Below are 21,886 nucleotides of genomic sequence, written 5' to 3'. Positions count from 1 at the left end.
GCTTATTTCCACGATGAATTCCTCTTCTACAGGGTTTGTAAACGCTCTAATGCTTTTGAAAGCGTTTCTTCTTTTTTAGCAAAACAAAAACGGATTACGCCAGACTCAACTGGATGGGCGTAAAAAGCAGAAACTGGGATAGCAGCAACACCAATTTTGGTGGTAAGCCACAAGCAGAAATCAGCTTCGCCCATCTTGGCTTGAGGGATCTGTAAATTGGTGTAATTGACACACTGAAAATACGTTGCTGGAGCTGGTAATAATTCAAAGCCTGTTTGAGCCAAGCCCTTGCTAAAAAAATCACGCTTAGCTTGATAAAAAGAGGACAGCCCTAAATAGTGATCCGCATTCTCAAGGTACTTCGCCAAACCATATTGCATTGGCGTGTTTACTGTGAACACATTGAATTGATGTACCTTGCGAAACTCCGCCATCATCGATGCGGGGGAAGCAACATAACCCACTTTCCAGCCGGTGACATGGTAGGTTTTTCCAAAGCTCGACATCAGAAAACTTCGTGCTGCTAATTCAGGATGGCTGGCTATGCTGGCGTGTTGATGCCCGTCGTACACCATATGCTCGTAGACCTCATCACTTAAGAGCAATGCATTGGTGTTTCTGACTAAATCTGCCAGGCGATCTAGATCCGTCTTTTGCCAAATCATCCCGGTTGGATTATGGGGAGTGTTGATGATGAGTCGTGTTTTTGGATTAATAGCTTTAGCTAAATCATCCCAAGGTATTGAGTAAGAATTCACGCTGCCTTGATCATCACGATTAGCAATTAAAGATACGGCAATTACTTTTCCGCCAGCCAATTCAATTGAAGGTCGATAGCTATCGTAAGCTGGCCCAATGATGACAACTTCATCCCCTGTGCTGACACATGACAAGATAGCCGTGAGGATTCCTTGGGTGCCCCCAGCGGTGATAGTAATTTCTGTATCGGGGTTGTAGTCATGACTATACAAAGCGGATATTTTTTTGACACGCCTTGACGTAACTCCGCAATCCCGATCATTGGTGGATATTGATTGTGATCAGACAGCATTGCTGTATTGACCTGAGATATGAGTTCCCGATCACAAGGAAAGTCTGGAAAGCCTTGCCCTAGATTGATAGCTTTGTGCTCTGTAGCGAGGGCCGACATGACTGTAAATACCGTGGTTCCTACCTCAGGTAGGCGACTGGGAAATACTGGCGTCAGAAGGGGGTTTTGGTTCATGCGGATGGTTTAGGGCAAATAAGGTAGGTAGTCGCTAGAATGGGAGTAATTCATTCTCAAATTGTGCCATGTTGATCGTCCTTTCACCTGCTAAATCCTTAGATTACAAAACCCCTGCCAAGGTTAAGGCTCCGACCTTGCCTGAGTTTGTCTCGGAATCAGCTAAGTTGATAGCTGACTTAAAGAAACTCCCCCCTCAGGAGGTTGCCAATCTGATGGGTTTATCGGATCAGCTAGCTGCGCTGAATGTAGGGCGCTATCGTGACTGGTCCAAGAAATTTACTGATGAGAATAGCAAGCCAGCGATTTATGCCTTTGATGGCGATGCCTATGATGGATTTGACGTGAAGACGCTTGATGCCAAGGCGATTTCCTTTGCCCAAGATCATGTTCGTATCCTGTCAGGCTTGTATGGCGTTTTGCGCCCCTTAGATTTAATGCAGCCTTACCGCCTAGAAATGGGTACTTCTTTCAAAAATGCTCGAGGTAAAGACCTGTACGCGTTTTGGGGTGAGCGCGTGACCAATTCCTTGAAGGCAGTTCTGGAAAAGCAAAAGAACCCCTTTCTCCTTAATTTGGCGTCTGAAGAGTATTTCAAGGTATTGCAGGCGAAGAACTTGGATTGCCCGGTAATCTCCCCTGTATTTCAAGATGGTAAAGACGGTAAATTCAAAATTATTTCCTTCTATGCCAAGCGAGCCAGAGGTTTAATGGCACGTTATGTCGTTGAAAATCGCATTACTGATCCAGCCGATTTGAAAGGCTTCAATTTGGATGGTTACAAATATGCTGCCTCTGAGTCTAAGCCAGAGAAGCCCTTGTTTAGACGTCCTGAAAGAAAGTAGGAGAGTGCATCATGGCGGTTCATCGCACTAAATCCTCGCAGCGCACCTCACCGGATGTCGAACGTCTAGTAGCGGATGCTATTTCTTTGGCGGCCTCCGGGAGTCATATTGAAGACCAATTTTGGGAAGAGCGCTTAAATATTCGCTTAATGCGTCTTCTCAAAAGCCAAAATCAAAATGTAATTGATGCCGCTCTTGATCAAACATTTCGAATTAATACTGTAGCCTTCGAGGTACTTGCAGATTGCGCTGAGACCTTGGCTGAGTCTTTGCTCATGGAGCATGAGGATCAGAATTGGGATGTGCTTTTATTGGCTTTACCGATCGTTGCACATACCCGCTATCAGATTCCTTCTGGTGCGCTTCCAGTGAGCGTCATTGAATCTACGGCTGCTGCACTGCATAGCTCAATTGCCTCCACTGATGCGCGCCTAGCCATTGTTCCCTGGCTTTACAGCATTGATCAGATGCCGCACTCGCATTGTCAAACGCGCCTACTTACGGAGGCCTTAGCAAGCGCTGCTATTAGCGCTAGTGAGGTGAAGTTGGAGTTGCGCGAGATGTCGGAGATCATTGCAGTTTTGGCCGATCCACGCTTCATTATTGCTGCTGTTACTGCACCTTCTGGTTCGCCACTTTTCAGATGGCAAGCTGATGCACCAACACGTCAAGAGCGTGGCGTCAGCTTGATAGGTTGGCAAAACATGATGCAAGAACCTATTGCCGCACTTTTACCGGGTTGTGAGTTTGAGCTCTTATTGCCAGAGGCATATTTTACGAATTGCCGACTGGCTGATAAACAGATCCGTCCATTAAGTATCCGGGCTGCTGTCAATTTTCTTGAGAGCACGCTTGGAGTTCTGCCGGCAGGATTGTCTTGCGTAGTAGGGGCGTTTGGTGAAGATCAAGCCGACGAGTATCGAATCTCATTTAGCTTAAAAGGCTCTTCTGAGGTGGTATATGGTGTGATTTGGCCTCTATACGACCGAGAGAGTGTTGCTAATGATGCCCTCAATGATTTATCAGATGATGAGAGTCCGATGAAGCGAATTGCAGATGCACTTAGGGATGCTGGGGTTGGTGATGTCTTCCGCCATGCAATGCTATTTGACCCAGAGCTTTGCGATGATTGCGGAGCACCACTGTTTCCAGATCGATCGGGTGATGCCGTGTATGCGGAGTTGCCTGATGATGCACCTACACAGCAACCTTTATTTCACTAGTATTTGAGTAACCCTAGAGATGTTAATAAGTAAAAAAGCCGAGAAATTCTCAGCTTTTTCATTGTGGAGTCAGAGCTAAGATTTAGTTCTGTGTAAACGGCTCCGCATCAGCAAATAAATGAGGAAGGTCACCCCTTTTCATTTCTGCGGTTTGACAGAAATCTGCAAGACGAGTTCCAGGCTTAATATTAAAAAGCATAGCCTTGTTACCGAGCACCACTAGATCATGCCCACTGGTAGTATTTTTGTAACGCAAACTACCAGGCAAAGAATTTTCACGAACCAGTTCAAAAGTTTTGGATTGCCATGTTAGGCGAATCTTTTCCATTGTTCCGGTCGTATTAAATTGCTTGCTTTCGCTACAAGTCCAAGTCGATACTGCCTCGCTTGCACTGGCTGTGCCAACAAAGCCAGCAGCCATCATACTTACGAGGAGAAGGGTACGCTTCATATATGCAAGTCCTTATGAAAGAAGGTGTTTAACGCCTGCTTGTTCTTCAAGCAATTCGTTAAGAGTGTGGTTCATGCGCTCACGTGAAAACTCATCGATTTCTAAACCTTCAACCATTTTGTATTCACCGTTTTCGCAAACCACTGGGTAGCCGTAAATCACTTCAGCTGGAATGCCATATTCACCTTTAGATGGAATACCCATGGTGACCCATTTGCCATTCGTGCCGAGAACCCAGTCACGAATATGATCAATGGCTGCGTTAGCAGCAGAGGCTGCAGAAGATAGTCCGCGTGCCTCAATGATGGCGGCACCACGTTTACCAACTGTAGGGATAAATGTATCTTTGTTCCATGCTGGATCATTAATACTGTCTTTGACAGACTTACCGTCAACTGTTGCGAAGCGATAGTCAGGATACATTGTTGGGCTATGGTTACCCCAAACAACTAATTTCTCGATATCAGCAACTGGCTTGTTCAATTTGTTAGCTAATTGAGAGAGCGCGCGGTTGTGATCCAAGCGCAACATTGCAGTGAAGTTCTTCGCAGGAATATCTGGAGCAGATTTCATGGCGATGTAAGCATTGGTATTTGCTGGGTTACCAACAACCAATACCTTGACAGTCTTCTTAGCTACAGCATTCAAAGCTTTACCTTGAGCTGTGAAAATCTGAGCGTTGGCTGAGAGCAAATCTTTGCGCTCCATACCGGGGCCACGTGGACGTGCACCAACCAACAAGGCAACATCAATATCCCTAAATGCAGTCATTGGATCAGAGTGTGCTGTCATTCCAGCTAACAATGGGAATGCGCAGTCTTCTAACTCCATCATGACGCCAGCTAACGCTTTTTGAGCCTTTTCATCTGGAATTTCTAGTAACTGGAGGATTACTGGTTGATCTTTGCCTAACAAACCGCCATTGGCGATGCGAAAGAGGAGGGAATATCCGATTTGACCGGCTGCACCGGTGACTGCAACACGCATTGGGGCTTTTGCCATTACTAATAACTCCAGTTGAGGTTAATTAATGAAATCTTTTCTATTATCCATTCAAGTGTATGGACTTTCCATTTACACTGTCAATCATGTCTTATATAAGATATGAGATATGAGATATGAGATATGAGATATGAGATATGAGATAAGCTTGAATTTTATCCAATAGAAGACTCTGTGGAGTTAATTTGTCACTGATATCCGAACCAATTGCCTCATTTAGCCCGCTTTATGAGCAAATTAAAGCCATGATTTTGGCTAGCTTGCAGGCCTCAGAATGGATGCCTGGGGATGTCATCCCTAGTGAAATGGAGCTTGCAGCACGCTATGCAGTGAGCCAGGGAACTGTTCGTAAGGCCATTGATGAGTTGGCAGCCCAAAATTTACTTGTCAGACGTCAGGGCAAAGGAACTTTTGTTGCCACCCACCAAGAGGAGGACTTTCAGTACCGTTTTTTACGTTTAGAGCCTGACTCTGGTGAGAAGTTGCACCTCAAAAACCAGTTTTTAGCCTGTGAAATCAGTCAATCTGATGCTTATATTGCTAAGTTGCTTAAATTAAAGGCAAGTGATCCTGTTATTCGAATAGATCGGGTGCAAAGCTCAGCAGGTCGTCCGATTGTTTTTGAGGAGATTTGGTTGCCTGAGGGGCGCTTTAAGGGGCTCACTCTTGAAGCTCTTAATTCTTGGCCTGGGCCGATGTATGCCTTTTATGAGAGTGAATATGCCACCCACATGGTCAGGGCAGAAGAAAAGATTAAGGCTGTTCTGGCAAATTCAGAGCTGGCCAAACACTTGGAAGTTCCAGAGGGCTCTGCCTTACTGTCGGTTGAACGTGCAGCTTTTACCTACGGGAATAAACCAGTAGAAATTCGGCGCGCAAGGTATGACACTTCTGATCAGCACTACGACAATAAATTGAACTAGGTAGTACACTCAAAAATCAGTAAAAACCACTATTTAACCCCTTTAAACGCTAAAAAGTCCCCACCATCCCCAAGGTTTCCAATAGAATATGTTGCAACACAACAAAACCACACTGAACCTCCACCGAATGATTGAGATTGCCCATGGTTGATGCACAGCAAAACGTAAAAAAAGATAGACCGGTTTACCGAAATATTGGTCTCGCACAGTTAATTAAATATCGCCTTCCTTGGGCTGGAAAAGTTTCCATTCTTCATCGGATTAGTGGGGCGGCCCTGTTTTTGATGTTGCCTTTCTTGCTCTATCTTTTTGATCAGAGTTTGGCTTCAGAAATGAGCTATCAAAAATTCCAGTCAATCACTGGTCACGTACTCGTAAAACTGATTCTCTTGGGCCTGATTTGGTCTTTCTTGCACCATTTCTGCGCTGGTATCCGCTACCTCTTGCTCGATTTAGAGATTGGGGTTGAAAAGGCAGACGCTAATCGCTCAGCGATCTTTGTATTTTTCTTGGGCCTCGCTTTGACTGCGATTGTTGGTCTCAAATTATTCGGCTTGTACTAAGCACTTCTTTATTAAGGAAATCTAATGCCTATTTATCAAATTGGATCTAAGTGCTTAGTAGTTGGCGCTCATTACGGCCTTAAAGAGTGGATTATTCAACGTGTGACTGCCATTGTTATGGTGGTCTTCACAATCGTTTTGTTGGTTGACTATTGCATTACCGGTAGCGCAACTTATGAGGGCTGGGCTGGATTGTTTAGCAATCAGTTCATGAAGCTATTGACGCTCTTATTCTTCATCAGTTTGTTCTATCACGCTTGGATTGGTATTCGTGATATCTGGATGGATTACATCAAGCCTGTCAGCATTCGTTTAACACTTCAGGTGTTAACTGTTTTGTATCTCGTAGCCTGTGCGGCTTATGCCGTACAAATTTTGTGGAAAGTGTAATTCAATGACCGCGATTAAAAAAGCATTGCCACGCCGCCGTTTCGATGCGGTAATTATTGGTGCAGGTGGTTCAGGTATGCGCGCTTCTTTGCAATTGGCAGAAGCTGGCCTGAACGTTGCGGTATTAACTAAAGTATTCCCAACTCGCTCGCATACTGTTGCCGCACAAGGTGGTATCGGCGCCTCACTTGGCAATATGAGTGAAGATAATTGGCACTATCACTTTTATGACACCATCAAAGGTTCTGACTGGTTGGGTGACCAAGACGTTATCGAGTTTATGTGTCGCGAAGCCCCTAAAGTGGTTTACGAGTTAGAGCATTTTGGTATGCCTTTCGACCGTAATCCAGACGGCACGATTTATCAGCGTCCTTTCGGTGGTCACACAGCCAACTATGGTGAGAAAGCCGTTCAACGTGCTTGCGCAGCAGCTGACCGCACTGGTCACGCTATGTTGCACACTTTATATCAGCGCAATGTCCGCGCAAAGACTAATTTCTTCGTTGAGTGGTTAGCCTTGGATCTGATCCGTGACGACGCAGGTGATGTTGTTGGTGTTACAGCGCTTGAAATGGAAACCGGCCAGGTTTACATCCTCGAAACTAAAGTAGTCATGATGGCTACTGGTGGTGCAGGCCGTATTTGGGACGCATCGACAAACGCATTTATTAATACTGGCGACGGTATGGGTCTGGCAGCACGTGCAGGCATTCCATTGGAAGACATGGAGTTCTGGCAATTCCATCCGACTGGCGTAGCTGGTGCAGGCGTGTTGTTGACAGAGGGTTGCCGTGGTGAAGGCGGTATCTTGCGCAATAAAGATGGCGAGCGCTTTATGGAGCGTTACGCTCCAACTTACAAAGATTTGGCCCCACGCGATTTCGTTTCTCGCTGCATGGACCAGGAGATTAAAGAAGGGCGCGGTTGTGGTCCTAACGGTGATTATGTGGTTCTCGACTTAACGCACATCGGTGCTGAGACCATCATGAAGCGTTTACCTTCTGTATATGAGATTGGTATTAACTTTGCTAACGTTGACGTTACTAAAGAGCCAATCCCAGTTGTGCCGACAATTCACTATCAGATGGGTGGTATTCCTACCAACATCAATGGTCAAGTTGTTGTGCCTGCAAACGGCAAGCATAACGAGATCGTTAATGGTCTCTATGCCATCGGTGAGTGCTCTTGTGTATCCGTTCACGGTGCAAACCGCTTGGGCACAAACTCATTGCTCGACTTACTTGTATTTGGTCGTGCTGCCGGTAACCATATTGTTGCAATGGACCTCAAGAATCGCGAGTTCAAACCATTGCCTGCAAATGCTGGTGAGCAAACCATGGCTCGTATTGCGGCTCTTGATAACTCGACTTCTGGTGAGTATGCACAAGACGTTGCAAATGATATTCGTAAAACTATGCAGAAATATGCTGGCGTATTCCGCAACCAAGAGTTGATGGATGAGGGTGTTCGCCAGATAGCTAAACTCACAGAGCGCGCAAAGCATTTATGGCTCAAAGACAAGTCTGAAATTTTCAACACTGCTCGTATCGAGGCTTTGGAAGTTGCTAACTTGATCGAAGCTGCTAACGCAACCATGATCTCTGCGGCAGCTCGCACTGAAAGTCGCGGTGCACACTCACATGATGATTATCAAGAGCGCGATGATGCTAACTGGATGAAGCACACGCTTTGGTATAGCGAAGGCAATCGCTTGGATTACAAGCCAGTTGTTCTCAAGCCATTGACTGTTGAGTCTTTCCCTCCCAAAGAACGTACTTTCTAAGCGAAGAGAAATTAAAAATGAGTGATATTCGTATATTTGAAATTTACCGCTACGATCCAGATGTCGATGCAACCCCACGCATGGAGCGTTATGAGCTTGAATTGACTGGTGAGCGTATGTTGCTGGACGCTTTGATTTCTCTTAAGAAGCAAGATGAGACAATTTCCTACCGTCGTTCTTGCCGTGAAGGTGTTTGTGGATCTGATGCCATGAACATTAACGGTAAGAATGGTTTGGCTTGTTTAACTAATATGTTGACCTTGCCTAAAGTTATTACATTGCGACCATTACCTGGCTTGCCAGTTGTACGCGATTTGATTGTGGATATGACTTTGTTCTTCAAGCAATATCTATCCATCAAGCCTTACTTAGTTAATGACAATCCATTCCCAGAGAAAGAGCGCCTACAGAGTCCTGAGGAGCGTGAAGAGTTAAATGGTTTGTATGAGTGCATCTTATGTGCATCATGCTCAACCTCATGCCCATCTTTCTGGTGGAATCCAGATAAATTCGTTGGTCCAGCAGGCTTGTTGCAGGCTTATCGCTTTATCGCCGATAGCCGTGATGAGGATACTGCAGCGCGCTTGGATAACCTGGAAGATCCGTATCGTTTATTCCGTTGCCACACTATCATGAACTGCGTGGACGTTTGTCCTAAGCATTTGAATCCGACCAAAGCAATTGGAAAGATCAAGGAATTGATGGTACGCAGGGCAGTATGACCCTGAGTAATGCAGAGTTATATCGTCTAAAGAGTGATGCCCGCAGGGGTTTGCTTGAAAACGATTTAATTCTGCAGCGTTTCTTTGGTCGCTATGGCGATCAACTTAGCGCAGAAGATGGAAAAGTATTAACCCAGCTATTTTCTTTGGAAGATAACGACCTGATGGATTTGTTAATTGGTCGCAAGGATTCTGTAGAAGCGCTGGAAAAAGATTTGCAAGAAGAAGCTGCCTTTAAGGCGGTTTTACAAAAGCTGAGACAGAAGTAATTCAGCCTTTGGATGCAACAGCAGTACAGACGCATGATCAAATAGTGTATTAATTATCAATTTGAATGACTAAGGATTAGAAATGATTGAATCGGACATCAAGGCAAAATTATCGTTTTCGGACGGCACACCAGATATCGACTTGCCAATTTATAAAGGCACGATTGGTCCTGATGTAATTGACATTCGCAAGCTTTACGGTCAAACCGGAAAGTTCACCTACGATTCAGGTTTTCTATCTACAGCTTCTTGTAATAGCAAGATCACTTATATCGATGGCGATAAGGGTGAGTTGCTCTATCGTGGCTACCCAATTGAAGACCTCGCACATAACTGCGACTTCTTGGAAGTTTGCTACCTGCTTCTGAATGGTGAGTTACCAAATGCCAAACAGAAAAAAGATTTTGAAGCAATGGTCATGCATCACACGATGGTTCATGAGCAAATGCAATTTTTCTTGCGTGGCTTCCGTCGCGATGCGCACCCAATGTCCGTATTGACTGGCTTGGTTGGCGCCATGGCTGCCTTCTATCATGATGAGATTGATTACAGCGATCCGCATGCTCGTGAAGTTGCACAAATTCGCTTGATTGCAAAAATGCCAACTTTAGTTGCGATGGCCTATAAGTATTCCGTAGGTCAGCCATTCATCTATCCAGATAATTCATTGTCATACACTGCGAACTTCATGCGTATGATGTTTGCTACACCATGTGAAGAATACAAAGTCAATCCAGTTTTGGTTCGCGCCTTGGATCGCATTTTCACATTGCATGCCGACCATGAGCAGAACGCTTCCACATCAACAGTTCGCTTGTGTGGCTCTTCTGGCACCAATCCATTTGCTGCAATCTCTGCTGGTATTGCCTGTCTATGGGGTCCAGCACACGGCGGTGCTAATGAAGCCTGCTTGCAGATGCTCAATGAGATTCAATCCAATGGTGGCGTAGATACGATTGGTGAATTTATTGCTCAAGTTAAGGATAAGAACTCTAGTGTTCGCTTGATGGGCTTTGGTCATCGCGTTTATAAAAATTTTGATCCACGCGCCAAATTGATGCGTGAAACATGCCATGAGGTGTTGAAAGAGATGGGTCTTGAGAATGATCCATTATTCAAGTTGGCTATGACGCTTGAAAAGATTGCCTTGGAAGATGAATACTTCGTAAGCCGCAAGCTTTATCCAAACGTAGACTTCTACTCAGGAATTGTTCAGCGCGCTTTGGGCGTTTCTACAGAAATGTTCACTTGTATTTTTGCTTTGGCAAGAACAGTGGGTTGGATTGCTCAGTGGGAAGAAATGATTACCGATCCTGAGTACAAGATTGGCCGTCCACGTCAGCTATATGTTGGAGAAACTTCACGTAAAGTTCCTAACATTACTGTACGTAAATAAAAGGGCTTACATGTCACGCACGCTTTACGACAAATTGTGGGATGACCATGTCGTCTATTCTGAGGAGGATGGCACGGCCACAATTTATATAGATCGTCAGTTATTGCATGAGGTGACGAGCCCTCAAGCTTTTGAAGGATTAAATCTAGCTGGCCGACCAGTTTGGCGAATCTCTGCCAATCTGGCGGTTTCTGATCACAATGTTCCCACCACTGATCGCTCTGAGGGAATCACGGATCCGATTTCTAAGTTACAAGTAGATACGCTGGATCAAAACTGTGATGCCTTTGGTATTACTCAATACAAGATGAATGATTTCCGCCAAGGAATTGTTCACGTTATTGGACCGGAGCAGGGCGCAACATTGCCAGGCATGACAGTGGTTTGTGGCGATTCGCATACAAGTACACATGGTGCCTTTGGTGCGCTTGCCTTTGGTATTGGTACATCCGAAGTTGAGCATGTATTAGCCACCCAAACCTTGCTCATGAAAAAGAGCAAGAACATGCTGGTCAAGGTAGATGGACGCCTGCAACCAGGATCTACTGCTAAAGACATTGTGCTTGCTGTGATAGGCAAGATTGGCACTGCTGGTGGAACTGGTTACACCATTGAGTTTGCGGGCGAAGCTATCCGCAACTTGTCTATGGAAGGTCGCATGACCCTCTGCAATATGGCAATTGAGGCAGGTGCTCGTGCTGGACTTGTGGCCGTAGACGAAACTACGATCGAATATATTCAAGGTAGACCTTACGCCCCTAAAGGCGAGGCTTTGCGTCATGCCTTACAGTACTGGCGTACTTTGCATTCTGATGCCGATGCACATTTTGATGCTGTGGTTGAGTTGCGAGCTGAAGAGATCGCACCTCAAGTCACTTGGGGTACTTCACCAGAAATGGTTCTCGCAATTAGTGATCGCGTTCCAGATCCAGAAAAAGAGCGTGATCCTAATAAACGTTCTGCGATGGAGCGTGCGCTTGAGTATATGGATCTTGTTCCCAATACTCCATTAAGTAATATTTCGATTGATAAAGTATTTATCGGATCTTGCACTAATAGCCGCATTGAAGATATTCGCGCTGCGGCAAAAGTGGTTGATCGTCTAGGTAAAAAAGTAGCCGCTAATGTGAAGTTGGCCATGGTCGTTCCTGGCTCTGGATTAGTTAAAGCACAGGCTGAACGTGAAGGTTTAGACCGCGTATTTAAGGCTGCAGGCTTTGAGTGGCGCGAGCCAGGTTGCTCTATGTGCTTGGCAATGAACGCCGATCGACTCGAGCCGGGTGAGCGTTGCGCATCTACCTCCAATCGCAATTTTGAAGGTCGCCAGGGCAATGGCGGAAGAACGCATTTGGTTAGTCCTGCAATGGCTGCTGCTGCGGCTATTGAGGGTCACTTTGTTGATGTTCGTAAGATCTCTTAAGGAAAAGCACAGTGCCTAAATTATCTTCACTCACCATGATTCAGCGTTTGGCTGCAGTTGCTGTTATTGGAGCACTTCTCTCTGCGTGTGCCAACACCATGGAAGGTGTTGGTAAGGATTTGCAAACGATGGGAAATTCAATGGGTGGTAGCGGCAACAGCAATAACAACCAGTCCCAAACTAAAGGGAAAGATGTGGTTGTAACTCCCGTTAAGTAACCCGGTAGAGACGAACTAGCAAGAAATCATTATGGAAAAATTTACGGTATACAAAGGATTGGTTGCTCCGCTTAATCGCGAGAACGTGGATACCGATGCCATCATTCCAAAGCAATTCTTAAAATTGATTAAGAAAACGGGTTTTGGTCAGAATTTATTCGATGAATGGCGCTATTTGGACCATGGTGAACCTGGTCAGGACTGCAGTACGCGCCCGATTAACCCAGATTTTGTTCCAAATCAGCCACGCTATAAAGATGCCGGTATTTTGCTGGCCCGCAAGAACTTTGGTTGCGGCAGCTCTCGCGAACATGCTCCATGGGCTTTGGATCAATACGGCTTTAGAGCTGTTATTGCACCCAGTTTTGCCGATATTTTTTACAATAATTGCTTTAAAAATGGTCTTTTACCGATTGTTCTCACTGAACTGCAGGTAGACCATTTATTTAATGAAACCTTGGCTTTTAGTGGTTATCAGCTCACGGTGGACCTGCAAGCACAGCAAGTAATTACCCCTGATGGCACCGCCTATAGCTTTGATGTAGCGCCATTCAGAAAGCATTGTCTGCTCAACGGCTTGGACGATATTGGCTTAACCCTGCAACATGCAGATAAAATCAAGGCTTATGAAGCTGAGCGCATCCTCAAGATGCCTTGGCTTGCGACACAACTGCCGTAGTTTTATAGAGTTAGAGGCCTTTCATGAAAATTGCAGTCCTACCGGGCGATGGTATCGGCCCGGAAATCGTTGCTGAAGCCGTTAAGGTATTAAACGCACTCGGCCCAAAATTTGATCTTGAGACTGCTCCCGTAGGTGGGGCTGCTTACGATATTTCTGGTAATCCATTGCCGCCAGCAACTTTAGAGTTGACTAAGAAAGCAGATGCTATTTTGTTTGGTGCTGTAGGCGACTGGAAATATGATGCCTTGGCTCGTGAACTCCGACCTGAGCAGGCTATTTTAGGTTTGCGTAAACATTTAGAGTTGTTTGCCAATTTTAGGCCTGCTATTTGCTATGACGAACTGACAGCTGCTTCTAGTTTGAAGCCAGAAATTGTGAGCGGTCTAGATATATTGATTATTCGTGAGCTAAATGGCGATATCTACTTTGGTCAGCCGCGTGGTATTCGTACTTCTGAACTTCCTTTGTTTAAGGGTGCGCGTGAAGGTTACGACATGATGCATTACAGCGAGCCCGAAGTAGAGCGCATTGGTCGCGTTGCTTTTGAGGCAGCACGCAAGCGTGGCAAGAAAGTATGTAGCGTTGATAAAGCAAATGTGCTGGAGACTTCACAGTTGTGGCGTGATGTCATGATTCGCGTTGGTAAAGATTACCCAGATGTCGAGTTATCACATATGTATGTTGATAACGCCGCAATGCAGTTAGTCAAAGCGCCAAAAGCATTTGATGTTGTGGTAACTGGGAACTTATTTGGCGACATCCTCTCTGATGAGGCCTCAATGTTGACTGGCTCCATCGGTATGTTGCCATCTGCCTCATTGGATAAAAACAATAAAGGGCTGTATGAGCCAAGTCATGGTTCTGCTCCGGATATTGCTGGCAAAGGTATTGCTAATCCTTTAGCAACCATCTTGTCTGCCGCAATGATGTTGCGTTATTCCTTAGGCATGCCTGCAGAAGCCGATCGAATTGAAGCGGCGGTGCAAAAAGTCTTGTCTCAAGGTCTGTGCACGGCTGACATCTATACCGATGGCACGAAAAAAGTTTCTACCGTTGAAATGGGCGATGCTGTAGTAGCAGCTCTCTCAAAATAAGAGTTTCATATATTTAAATCATTCATCACACTCAATAGATAGTTGATCATCATGGCAAATACAAAAACACCATTAGTAGGCTTAGTCGGCTGGCGCGGTATGGTTGGTAGCGTTCTTATGGAGAGAATGCTCGCTGAGAAGGATTTTGATCTTATTGAGCCCGTATTTTTTAGTACCAGTCAAACTGGTGGTGAAGTGCCGCTCTTAAATGGCCAAAAGGTCACCAAGAGTGAAAATACTCTGCTGGACGCGAATGACATCAAGGCGCTCTCGCGTTGCGACATTATTTTGACTTGTCAGGGTGGCGACTACACCAATGAGATTTTCCCTCAGCTACGTGCTGCTGGTTGGCAAGGTCATTGGATTGATGCTGCAAGTGCATTGCGCATGAAAGATGATGCTGTATTAATTTTGGATCCAGTAAATCGACCTGTGATTGATAAAGCATTAGCGGCAGGTGGAAAGAGCTGGATTGGCAGTAACTGTACAGTTAGCTTAATGATGATGGCGATGGGTGGCTTAGTTAAGGCCGACATGGTTGAGTGGATCAGTGCCATGACTTATCAAGCGGCTTCTGGTGCTGGCGCACAAAATATGCGCGAGTTGCTTCTGCAGATGGGTGCTTTACGTGATAGCGTAGCAATAGAATTGGCAGATCCATCCTCTTGGATCTTGGATATTGATCGTAAGATTACTGAGACTTTGCGCTCACCTGATTTTCCAAAGAAAAACTTCCGCAATACACCTCTAGCAGGTAGCTTGATTCCTTGGATTGATGTTCCTGTTGAGAATGGTCAGACTAAGGAAGAGTGGAAGGGCGGTGCTGAGTTTAACAAGATATTAGGTCGCCCTCCATTTAGAACCCCTGGAAGTATTCCAATTGATGGCTTGTGTGTTCGTGTTGGCGCGATGCGCTGCCATTCACAAGGTTTAACAGTCAAGCTCAAAAAAGACATTCCGCTAAAAGAGATCGAAACCATTTTGGCTAACGATAACCAGTGGGTTAAGGCCATTCCAAATGATCGCGAGACTACTGAGCGTGAATTGTCTCCAGCCGCGATTAGCGGAACTCTAACGGTGCCAATCGGCCGTCTCCATAAGATGGCTATGGGCCCTGAATACCTAGGTGCATTTACCGTCGGCGATCAACTCTTATGGGGCGCTGCAGAGCCATTGCGTCGTATGCTCCGCATCTTGTTAGAGCGCTAATGTTCAGATTTAGCCAGATTCAGTTTGCAAGAGCGCTTTGCTTAGTTTGGCTAAGTTGGTCCTGTGCAGCAGCAGCCATTTCCCTTGGTTCTCCAAAGCTCCTTTCTAGGCCCGGAGAACCACTCAAGGTAGAGTTTCCGATTCGAGTTGGTGCAGATGAGCAATCCGCACTTTCCAGCTTAAATGTCAGTATTGCTAGTGAGACTGCGTACGACCGATTGGGGATATCTCAAAAGGTCCTTGATCTCAATCCTCAGGTGATGATTTATCGCAACCAACAAGAGCAGTTGATGATTCTGCTTGAGACAGTTGAATCTGTGCCAATGACAGAGGATCCATTCTTAGATGTTATGGTCACCTTAAATTGGTCTGCGGGAAGCATCACCAAAGCCTACACATTGCTCCTTGGCGACGCTCAAAAAATTCTAGTGAGACAAGGCCAAACCCTTTCTGAAATTGCTGCGCAATTAGCGCCCCAAATGCAGGGCGCAAATCTTGATCAAACCATGATGGCTTTATTTAAAGCCAATTCTGATGCATTTGCTAGTGGCAGCATTAACCGTCTTGAGGCTGGTGCTGAGCTTAATCAGCCGAATCAGGCCTTGTTACGTTCAATTAGTCCGGCAGAGGCTCAGCAGTTTGTGGCTGAGTCGAATGCTCAGTGGTTAGCTGAACGAGAAGCAAGAGGTGGGGCGCAAGGCTCAAGCACTCCAAAGAACGGTCCCGATGCACCAGCTAAAGATAGACTTAAAATTGGATCGAGTGCTGAAGGCAGCTCTGAAGAGCGCCGCTATACGGAAGACTTGTAGCTCAAGAAAAAGCGCTTGAACAAACACGAATTCGCGTTGCTGAACTTGAAAAGAATATTGCTGATTTGCAATGCCTTCTTGATCAAGCTAAAGGCAAGACATCAGAGCCTGCAAAAAATGATGATTCTTTTGGCATGGGTGGTTTTGCACCAGCAATCTTCGCATTAGCATTGATGGGGCTTACTGGTTTATTGCTCTGGTTGCTAGCAAAAAATGCTCGTCGCTCTGAAGCCCGAAATTTTTCAGAGAGCATTCCCAAAGAAAATGCTACTCCTCAACAGCATCATTCTTCGAATACTGCAATGCCGGATCGTGCTAAGGCATTATTCGCTGGAATTGATCTCGACTTGACGCCTGTTAAAAAACCGACTCAGCCTCCAGTTGCTGAGATTAATCCGCTGGCTGATGCTCTTCGTGTGAAGTTAAATTTGGCTCGGGCCTACATCACGATTGAAGATTTCGCCGCAGCCAAAAAATCTCTTCAAGAAATTGTCCACATTGGCAGTTCAATTGATCCTGCAATTACGGTTGAGGCCCAAGGTCTGCTGACCGAGTTATCGCACAGAGATTCTTAAACGTCACTATGCGCATCGCCTTAGGCCTTCAATATGACGGCAGCCCTTATTCAGGATGGCAGTCCCAAGTAAATCAGAATACGATTCAAGATGAGTTAGAAAAGGCTATTTCTTCCTTTGTTGGGACGGATGGATTGAAATCCACCCCTATACGTGTCATTACAGCGGGCAGAACAGATACGGGTGTCCATGCTTTAGGCCAGGTAGTGCACTTTGATGTTGAGGTTGAGCGAGAGAACTGGTCTTGGGTTAGAGGGGTCAATACTTTCTTGCCAGAGTCGATTGTGGTTAATTGGGCTCAAGTGGTGCCTGAAGAGTTTAGCGCCCGACATTCTGCCCATGAGCGCACCTATATTTACGCTTTACATGCTGGCCCATGCCGTTCTCCTATGGCAGCAGATCGCGCGGGTTACGTCATGTTGCCGGCGGATCGCTGGTTTGATGTGGAGGCCATGAAAGATGCTGCCCAATGTTTAATTGGTGAACATGATCTCACCTCATTTCGATCCTCGAAGTGTCAAAGTAAGACGCCAGTAAAGACAATGTATTCCATTGATATTTTCTCTGATGAGCCTTGGCTCTATTTCAAGATCAAAGGGAATGCTTTCTTGCATCACATGGTGCGTAATTTGGTGGGAAGCTTTATCCAGATCGGTGTTGGCAAGCAAAAAGCGGGATGGATGGCTGAGGTCCTTGCTGCAAAAGACCGTAGCATTGCGGCACCAACCTTTTCACCGGCTGGGCTCTATTTGGCTCAAATTGCCTATCCAGATGAGTTTCAGATCCCTAAGCCATGGTTAGCTAATTCTTGGTTACCTAATTATTTGATTCGAAAATAAATTTAGTCCGATTTTGATGCTATAGATAATTCTGTATCGCCATTAAAAATTATTTTCTTATTTGTTCAGTTGATTAATGCCCCAGCAAAGTAGGAATTCAGCCTGATGATTTGGAAATATTTTATATTTTTGTAATGTATCATGCTATTGACCTTATCCTTTATTGCATCTCAATTTTGTGGTGGTAGCATCCCTTTAATTAATTTAATGCTGGTGACTTAAATATGAAAACTGCCCTAAGATTTACTGCTATTTTATTTTTAATATTTGGCATTAATGCTTTTGCAACTTCATTAGAAATTGAGTTTGGTTCTCAAGCTAAGGATGCCGCTGCAATTCAGGACGTCAGCATCGTAAACGCTCCATCATATCAGAAGACATCATCTCAAAACCTTTCTATATTGCATGATGAAAATACATTCTGCATGATTAATGTTTTTAGTATTCATCTCTACTACGTCTAGGTCAATACTTTCTCGACTCAGGGTTTTGGTGATTGCTCGCCAAGCGATTATTTCAAATTGACGCCTGTATCAGTTGAGGCGCAATTGGAAACTACAGGTTTAAAGTTAAGTAGGGCTGTTTTATCTGGTGTATACCATCCTACTATGGACTTATCCTGTGTAAATATTAATAAAAAGTACGAGAATTTTGGGCTCTTGAAATTTTATCAATCAGGTATCAGTAAGTTTACTCTGTTAGATATCTTCAAAAACCCGAAAATAATCAGACAATATTTAACGGGTGGCAATTATTTACCCTATAACACCGCCGAAGATTCGCATTTTATTTGGAATGCAGGCTCTCAAATTTACGAGCTGATTGATCCGGATGGAAATATCTATGTGATGACCGCATACACTGACATGTTTCTTCATTCATTAAAGCTGAAATCTTTGGCTGACCTTGGCTCTGTCATGGAATTGCCTAAGGGTTGGTCTTATAGAGCACGCCGCTTGGAGAAGTTATTGGCAATAGAGTCTGTGGCTAAATTGGGCAACTCAACCATACGGCTTGCTGATAGCTATAACAACATCTATCTTCGTTACCCAAATTAATATTTTTTTGCTAAAGCATCTATCCATTTGATGTTTGGTCGAATATACCTAAATCTCACTTCAATTCTGGGTCTATTGTGACAAATACTGCCAATATATTCTGGATCAATTTCCGGTAGGTTAATGAATTTCCAGTCGCAATTTTTGGCATCTGGACCTTCAATTAGGTGGGGAAGATTTGGCGCGGAGCTAACTCGAAAGCTTTTAGTTTCCATCTCTAATCCACGACCAATTGCCTTCAGCAAGGCTTCTTTTCTTGTCCAGCAAGTAAAAAAGCCGTATTAAAATCTTCATCTTGCAATTGATTCAGCTCAGTAGTTTCGCCAGGGTGGAAGAAATTATCTTTAATAAAATTCCTTTCTGGAAAGTCCCCAATCTTCTCAAGATCCACCCCAATCGGATGATACGCGAATGCGATTACCAGATAATCACCTGAGTGTGTGATGTTAAATTCCCCTGAACCATTTTTTAAAAATGGCTTACCATTGACCCCCAATCCAATATCTGGCTTACTAGAAAAAATACTTTTTAAGTAGACCTTTTGAAGCAGTCTTGAGGCAATAAACTGTCTACGATTTTGTTCGTTAGCAATCTTGTTCGCCTTCAATTCGTCCATCTCGTCTAATTGGGATTGCATCAAATCTAGATCAGTCAAGGTAATTTGCCTGATGTTCATCATCAGGCAAAGGCAGTCATCCTTACTAAGCTCTAAGTCATAACCAGTCAGCTCGCTCCAATTCTGATCCATTATTTCAATAAACCAACCTCTATTTAATTAGAACGAAGGGAGAGGGCGGGACGAAGCCTGGCACCTTCGTCAAATTAAAGAATTGAGATAAAAGATTGAATGAATAGGCGCTATAGGTATCTGGTTTATCGGGAATGGAGTAAAGATTGCCGTCATAGGCAATGGTTGCAATGGCCTTTTCTTTGTTGTTCTTATCTATAAGTAAAATTGGGTATTCTCCATAGCTTTCAAAATCACCATTCAATTTTTGCTTTCTTCCGCGAACATAGATGTATTCAGGATTTTCTTGCAATTGTTTGGCGGCTATTTGTCCGAAAAAATCAAATATATCCCTGGTTGAACGTAATTGAATTTTGACGGTAGGTTTGCTTATGTTGGATTGAAAATTTGCACTTAATGCCGCCGGGGTGGTTGCGGCACCGCAAAGCATTGTTTCTCCGAATTTTTCTATTACTATTTTTATACTGGGTAGTATCAAAACAAAATCGAGCTACATTGACCGGCTCCTGAAATTGATATGCCTTAACACCATTCGTTTTTAATTCGGCCAATACAATCCTCGACTTATCTTTATTTGCTACATAGTTAACTAACATGGTATTTGCGAGTTCCTTGTTGGTCAGCATGGGGCCTATTGGCATATTCATTAAAATCATCTCAGTGGTTAAGCCACCACCAATCAGGCCGCGAAGTTGCTCTTGAAATTCCTTATATGTAGCCGATGAGGGATTGTTGTAGGCGATGATTTTCTCGCCCTTGGGGCTCGTAACCTCAAAACGATCTATTACCATTGTGTACAAAAGCTCTTTTGAGATGTGATCCTTTGTGAAGGCGGTCATAGTCTCTATGGAGATATTGCTAATAAAGCCTTTTTGAAACTGAGCGTTTTCAAGCGACGACTGTGTGAAATTGAATGATCTGCCAAGACTCATAGATGCGTAGGGGTTGTAATAATTTGAAGCCGTTGCCATTCCCGTCATTAGGCCGCCAGCCCCATAAAGAAATACCCCAAGTCCAGCCGTTTCGCTGATATTCCCTGTGCCCACAACCGATGGAATCTCAAGAAAGCTCAGTGGCATATTCTTGGATGAGCGAATGACATTTAGCAGCAAATTATTATTTTGGTATTTCTCTAAGACCGTTTGATAGGATTGCGACATGTCGCTAAAGTCCGGAGCAACAGTGCTGCAACCGGTAAGCATCAAAAAAACAGTTGATAGAAATTAACTTAATAAATCGAGCGTTCATTTTTCGTTCCAATAAAAACGATTTGAGGATAATCTTTTATTAAAAATTGATTAATATATAAATCTTATAAACAGCCAGGCCATAGTAAATAATAATATTATTTCAATAACAACCCGGTATAGCTTTTTAGGATTCTTATCTAGGTTGACGGGACCTTCTTTCGCTACACCCTTTTTCTTTAATAAAGAGTAGCCTAGGTAGATTGCCCCAACTAGCAGCAACAGTCCAATAAAATTCATTTCATATCCTTCGCTTTTATTTGTGAAATTAGTTTATGTAATTTCTACGGTTTCTTTTCGAAGCGGCGACGTATCTCTGGCATACAAAAAAGCCGGCCTAAGCTCCCTTTAGCCCACCAGGGGCTTATTGGAGATGCCGTTGTAGGTGATAATCGCCACGCGTCTTGCAAATGGGGAGATATTTGAAGGTGAGGCGTGAATGATGTTCCCGTGAAACCAAGGGGCTGTCCCTTTGGGGCCCTTAGTAGATACCACCCCATGCTCCCGAATCAACTTTTCAACTAAGTCCGTTTCAACCTGATAAGTAAGTTCAGCGCTTACGTCCTGATTCCAACCTCCGGTTGGTGATTCAGTCTCTTGGTTAATACATCCCAGCTTATGTGACTTAGGTACTAGGAAAAGAGGCCCATTAAATTCAGTAACGTCATCTAAAAATACCATGACGCTTAAAATTGAGTCGTTCGGAACACCATCTTTTCACGCCAGTAAATATAGTCCTGGTGCCATGGCCATAACTCCCCATTAAATGGTTTCTTTAAATTGATCTTAAGTTGATGAACATAAACATCATCGTTTAATAATGCTTTGGCTGGCCGAAGAAGCATTGGGGATTTGATGAGTTTATTAAAAAACTTATTGTATAGATGGCAGCCGTGCAAAGCTCTGTATCCTTTCCCGTGCTCCTCCAGAACATGCCCTGGAAATTCACTTTGCTCTAAGGCCTCAACTTGTTTTGATAGCAAGTCAACTTCATCTTCAGAGAGATAGTTTGGCAATTGCAAAAATCTAACCTCATAAAATTCATCTACCTGCGTTTTATTAATAATATTCATATATATAAATTTAGATACTAGCGTTGACTTAGGTATTGTTTAATGTGACGCGCAATATTGGTTACAGCTGATTGCTTCATCATTGTGTTATGCAGGGAATCGATTGGATAAGTATAAACAGG

At 44.3% G+C, this 21,886-nt stretch carries 27 protein-coding genes and 1 pseudogene; 19 read left to right on the top strand and 9 right to left on the bottom strand.

What is annotated here, in order from left to right; translation table 11 throughout:
* Positions 1-26: 26 nt before the first annotated feature.
* Positions 27-1,225, bottom strand: a pseudogene (locus DXE44_RS05010) (methionine aminotransferase).
* A 68-nt stretch (positions 1,226-1,293) separates the two neighbouring features.
* Between DXE44_RS05010 and yaaA the strand changes: the two are divergent.
* Together yaaA and DXE44_RS05000 are read left to right on the top strand one after the other, a co-directional pair.
* Positions 1,294-2,070, top strand: coding sequence for a peroxide stress protein YaaA (gene yaaA / locus DXE44_RS05005; RefSeq protein WP_114653126.1), 777 nt, complete (start codon positions 1,294-1,296; stop codon positions 2,068-2,070).
* An 11-nt stretch (positions 2,071-2,081) separates the two neighbouring features.
* Complete coding sequence (locus DXE44_RS05000; RefSeq protein ID WP_114653124.1) at positions 2,082-3,293, top strand: DUF2863 family protein; 1,212 nt, start codon at positions 2,082-2,084, stop codon at positions 3,291-3,293.
* Positions 3,294-3,375: 82 nt separating this feature from the next.
* On the opposite strand, the gene DXE44_RS04995 is transcribed toward DXE44_RS05000, so the two are convergent.
* Positions 3,376-3,744, bottom strand: coding sequence for a hypothetical protein (locus DXE44_RS04995; RefSeq protein ID WP_114653122.1), 369 nt, complete (start codon positions 3,742-3,744; stop codon positions 3,376-3,378).
* A gap of 12 nt (positions 3,745-3,756) precedes the next feature.
* Positions 3,757-4,746 carry a malate dehydrogenase gene (locus DXE44_RS04990; protein WP_114653120.1) on the bottom strand — a complete coding sequence of 330 codons (990 nt, stop codon included), beginning with the start codon at positions 4,744-4,746 and terminating at the stop codon, positions 3,757-3,759.
* 185 nt (positions 4,747-4,931) lie between these two features.
* On the opposite strand from DXE44_RS04990, the gene DXE44_RS04985 reads away from it, so the two are divergent.
* From DXE44_RS04985 to DXE44_RS04910, 17 genes are all read left to right on the top strand, one after another.
* The gene (locus DXE44_RS04985) at positions 4,932-5,669 is read left to right on the top strand and encodes a GntR family transcriptional regulator (protein ID WP_114653118.1); all 738 of its coding nucleotides are present in this window, start codon (positions 4,932-4,934) and stop codon (positions 5,667-5,669) included.
* 143 nt (positions 5,670-5,812) lie between these two features.
* Entirely contained in the window at positions 5,813-6,232 is a 420-nt protein-coding gene (gene sdhC, locus DXE44_RS04980) for a succinate dehydrogenase, cytochrome b556 subunit (protein ID WP_114653116.1), read from the top strand.
* Positions 6,233-6,256: 24 nt separating this feature from the next.
* Positions 6,257-6,622 carry a succinate dehydrogenase, hydrophobic membrane anchor protein gene (gene sdhD / locus DXE44_RS04975; RefSeq protein ID WP_114653114.1) on the top strand — a complete coding sequence of 122 codons (366 nt, stop codon included), beginning with the start codon at positions 6,257-6,259 and terminating at the stop codon, positions 6,620-6,622.
* Between the two features lie 4 nt (positions 6,623-6,626).
* The gene (gene sdhA, locus DXE44_RS04970; RefSeq protein WP_114653112.1) at positions 6,627-8,405 is read left to right on the top strand and encodes a succinate dehydrogenase flavoprotein subunit; all 1,779 of its coding nucleotides are present in this window, start codon (positions 6,627-6,629) and stop codon (positions 8,403-8,405) included.
* Positions 8,406-8,422: 17 nt separating this feature from the next.
* Positions 8,423-9,127, top strand: coding sequence for a succinate dehydrogenase iron-sulfur subunit (locus tag DXE44_RS04965; RefSeq protein WP_114653110.1), 705 nt, complete (start codon positions 8,423-8,425; stop codon positions 9,125-9,127).
* Positions 9,124-9,396 (top strand): FAD assembly factor SdhE, encoded by a 273-nt coding sequence (locus tag DXE44_RS04960; RefSeq protein WP_114653108.1) that lies wholly within the window; start codon positions 9,124-9,126, stop codon positions 9,394-9,396. The genes DXE44_RS04965 and DXE44_RS04960 overlap by 4 nt, the downstream gene beginning before the upstream one ends.
* Positions 9,397-9,478: 82 nt before the next feature.
* Complete coding sequence (gene gltA, locus DXE44_RS04955; protein ID WP_114653106.1) at positions 9,479-10,792, top strand: citrate synthase; 1,314 nt, start codon at positions 9,479-9,481, stop codon at positions 10,790-10,792.
* Positions 10,793-10,802: 10 nt separating this feature from the next.
* On the top strand, positions 10,803-12,212 hold the full coding sequence (gene leuC / locus DXE44_RS04950) for a 3-isopropylmalate dehydratase large subunit (protein WP_114653103.1): 1,410 nt from the start codon (positions 10,803-10,805) through the stop codon (positions 12,210-12,212).
* A gap of 11 nt (positions 12,213-12,223) precedes the next feature.
* A complete protein-coding gene (locus DXE44_RS04945; RefSeq protein WP_114653100.1) occupies positions 12,224-12,430 on the top strand; it encodes a hypothetical protein in 207 nt (68 codons plus the stop codon).
* 31 nt (positions 12,431-12,461) lie between these two features.
* The gene (gene leuD, locus DXE44_RS04940) at positions 12,462-13,109 is read left to right on the top strand and encodes a 3-isopropylmalate dehydratase small subunit (protein ID WP_114653098.1); all 648 of its coding nucleotides are present in this window, start codon (positions 12,462-12,464) and stop codon (positions 13,107-13,109) included.
* A gap of 23 nt (positions 13,110-13,132) precedes the next feature.
* Positions 13,133-14,206: a 3-isopropylmalate dehydrogenase gene (leuB, locus tag DXE44_RS04935; protein WP_114653096.1), complete on the top strand. Its 1,074-nt coding sequence runs from the start codon at positions 13,133-13,135 to the stop codon at positions 14,204-14,206.
* A 51-nt stretch (positions 14,207-14,257) separates the two neighbouring features.
* Positions 14,258-15,415: an aspartate-semialdehyde dehydrogenase gene (gene asd / locus DXE44_RS04930; protein ID WP_114654355.1), complete on the top strand. Its 1,158-nt coding sequence runs from the start codon at positions 14,258-14,260 to the stop codon at positions 15,413-15,415.
* Positions 15,415-16,224 (top strand): type IV pilus assembly protein FimV, encoded by an 810-nt coding sequence (locus DXE44_RS10610; protein WP_231970578.1) that lies wholly within the window; start codon positions 15,415-15,417, stop codon positions 16,222-16,224. Before asd ends, DXE44_RS10610 begins: the two co-directional genes overlap by 1 nt.
* A 65-nt stretch (positions 16,225-16,289) precedes the next feature.
* Positions 16,290-16,799, top strand: coding sequence for a hypothetical protein (locus tag DXE44_RS10605; protein WP_231970577.1), 510 nt, complete (start codon positions 16,290-16,292; stop codon positions 16,797-16,799).
* An 8-nt stretch (positions 16,800-16,807) separates the two neighbouring features.
* On the top strand, positions 16,808-17,638 hold the full coding sequence (truA, locus tag DXE44_RS04920; protein ID WP_114653094.1) for a tRNA pseudouridine(38-40) synthase TruA: 831 nt from the start codon (positions 16,808-16,810) through the stop codon (positions 17,636-17,638).
* Positions 17,639-17,862: 224 nt separating this feature from the next.
* Complete coding sequence (locus DXE44_RS04915; protein WP_114653091.1) at positions 17,863-18,102, top strand: hypothetical protein; 240 nt, start codon at positions 17,863-17,865, stop codon at positions 18,100-18,102.
* Positions 18,103-18,159: 57 nt separating this feature from the next.
* Positions 18,160-18,696 carry a hypothetical protein gene (locus tag DXE44_RS04910; RefSeq protein ID WP_114653089.1) on the top strand — a complete coding sequence of 179 codons (537 nt, stop codon included), beginning with the start codon at positions 18,160-18,162 and terminating at the stop codon, positions 18,694-18,696.
* On the opposite strand, the gene DXE44_RS11390 is transcribed toward DXE44_RS04910, so the two are convergent.
* The 6 genes from DXE44_RS11390 to DXE44_RS10975 form a co-directional block, all read right to left on the bottom strand.
* Positions 18,693-18,911 carry a hypothetical protein gene (locus tag DXE44_RS11390; protein WP_415065530.1) on the bottom strand — a complete coding sequence of 73 codons (219 nt, stop codon included), beginning with the start codon at positions 18,909-18,911 and terminating at the stop codon, positions 18,693-18,695. The genes DXE44_RS04910 and DXE44_RS11390 overlap by 4 nt on opposite strands.
* A gap of 23 nt (positions 18,912-18,934) precedes the next feature.
* Entirely contained in the window at positions 18,935-19,444 is a 510-nt protein-coding gene (locus DXE44_RS04900; RefSeq protein ID WP_114653085.1) for a 4'-phosphopantetheinyl transferase family protein, read from the bottom strand.
* Positions 19,445-19,463: 19 nt separating this feature from the next.
* Positions 19,464-19,736, bottom strand: coding sequence for a hypothetical protein (locus tag DXE44_RS04895; protein WP_114653082.1), 273 nt, complete (start codon positions 19,734-19,736; stop codon positions 19,464-19,466).
* 28 nt (positions 19,737-19,764) lie between these two features.
* Positions 19,765-20,604, bottom strand: coding sequence for a hypothetical protein (locus tag DXE44_RS04890; protein ID WP_162785884.1), 840 nt, complete (start codon positions 20,602-20,604; stop codon positions 19,765-19,767).
* Positions 20,605-21,039: 435 nt separating this feature from the next.
* Positions 21,040-21,372: a phytanoyl-CoA dioxygenase family protein gene (locus DXE44_RS10980; protein ID WP_114653076.1), complete on the bottom strand. Its 333-nt coding sequence runs from the start codon at positions 21,370-21,372 to the stop codon at positions 21,040-21,042.
* A 5-nt stretch (positions 21,373-21,377) separates the two neighbouring features.
* On the bottom strand, positions 21,378-21,764 hold the full coding sequence (locus DXE44_RS10975; protein ID WP_114653074.1) for a phytanoyl-CoA dioxygenase family protein: 387 nt from the start codon (positions 21,762-21,764) through the stop codon (positions 21,378-21,380).
* Positions 21,765-21,886 lie beyond the last annotated feature (122 nt).

Origin of the sequence: Polynucleobacter necessarius, assembly GCF_900095175.1 — a bacterium.
Lineage (GTDB): Bacteria > Pseudomonadota > Gammaproteobacteria > Burkholderiales > Burkholderiaceae > Polynucleobacter > Polynucleobacter necessarius_I.
The sequence above is the reverse complement of the archived record's forward strand: the minus strand, read 5'-3'. Positions and strand labels throughout refer to the sequence as shown.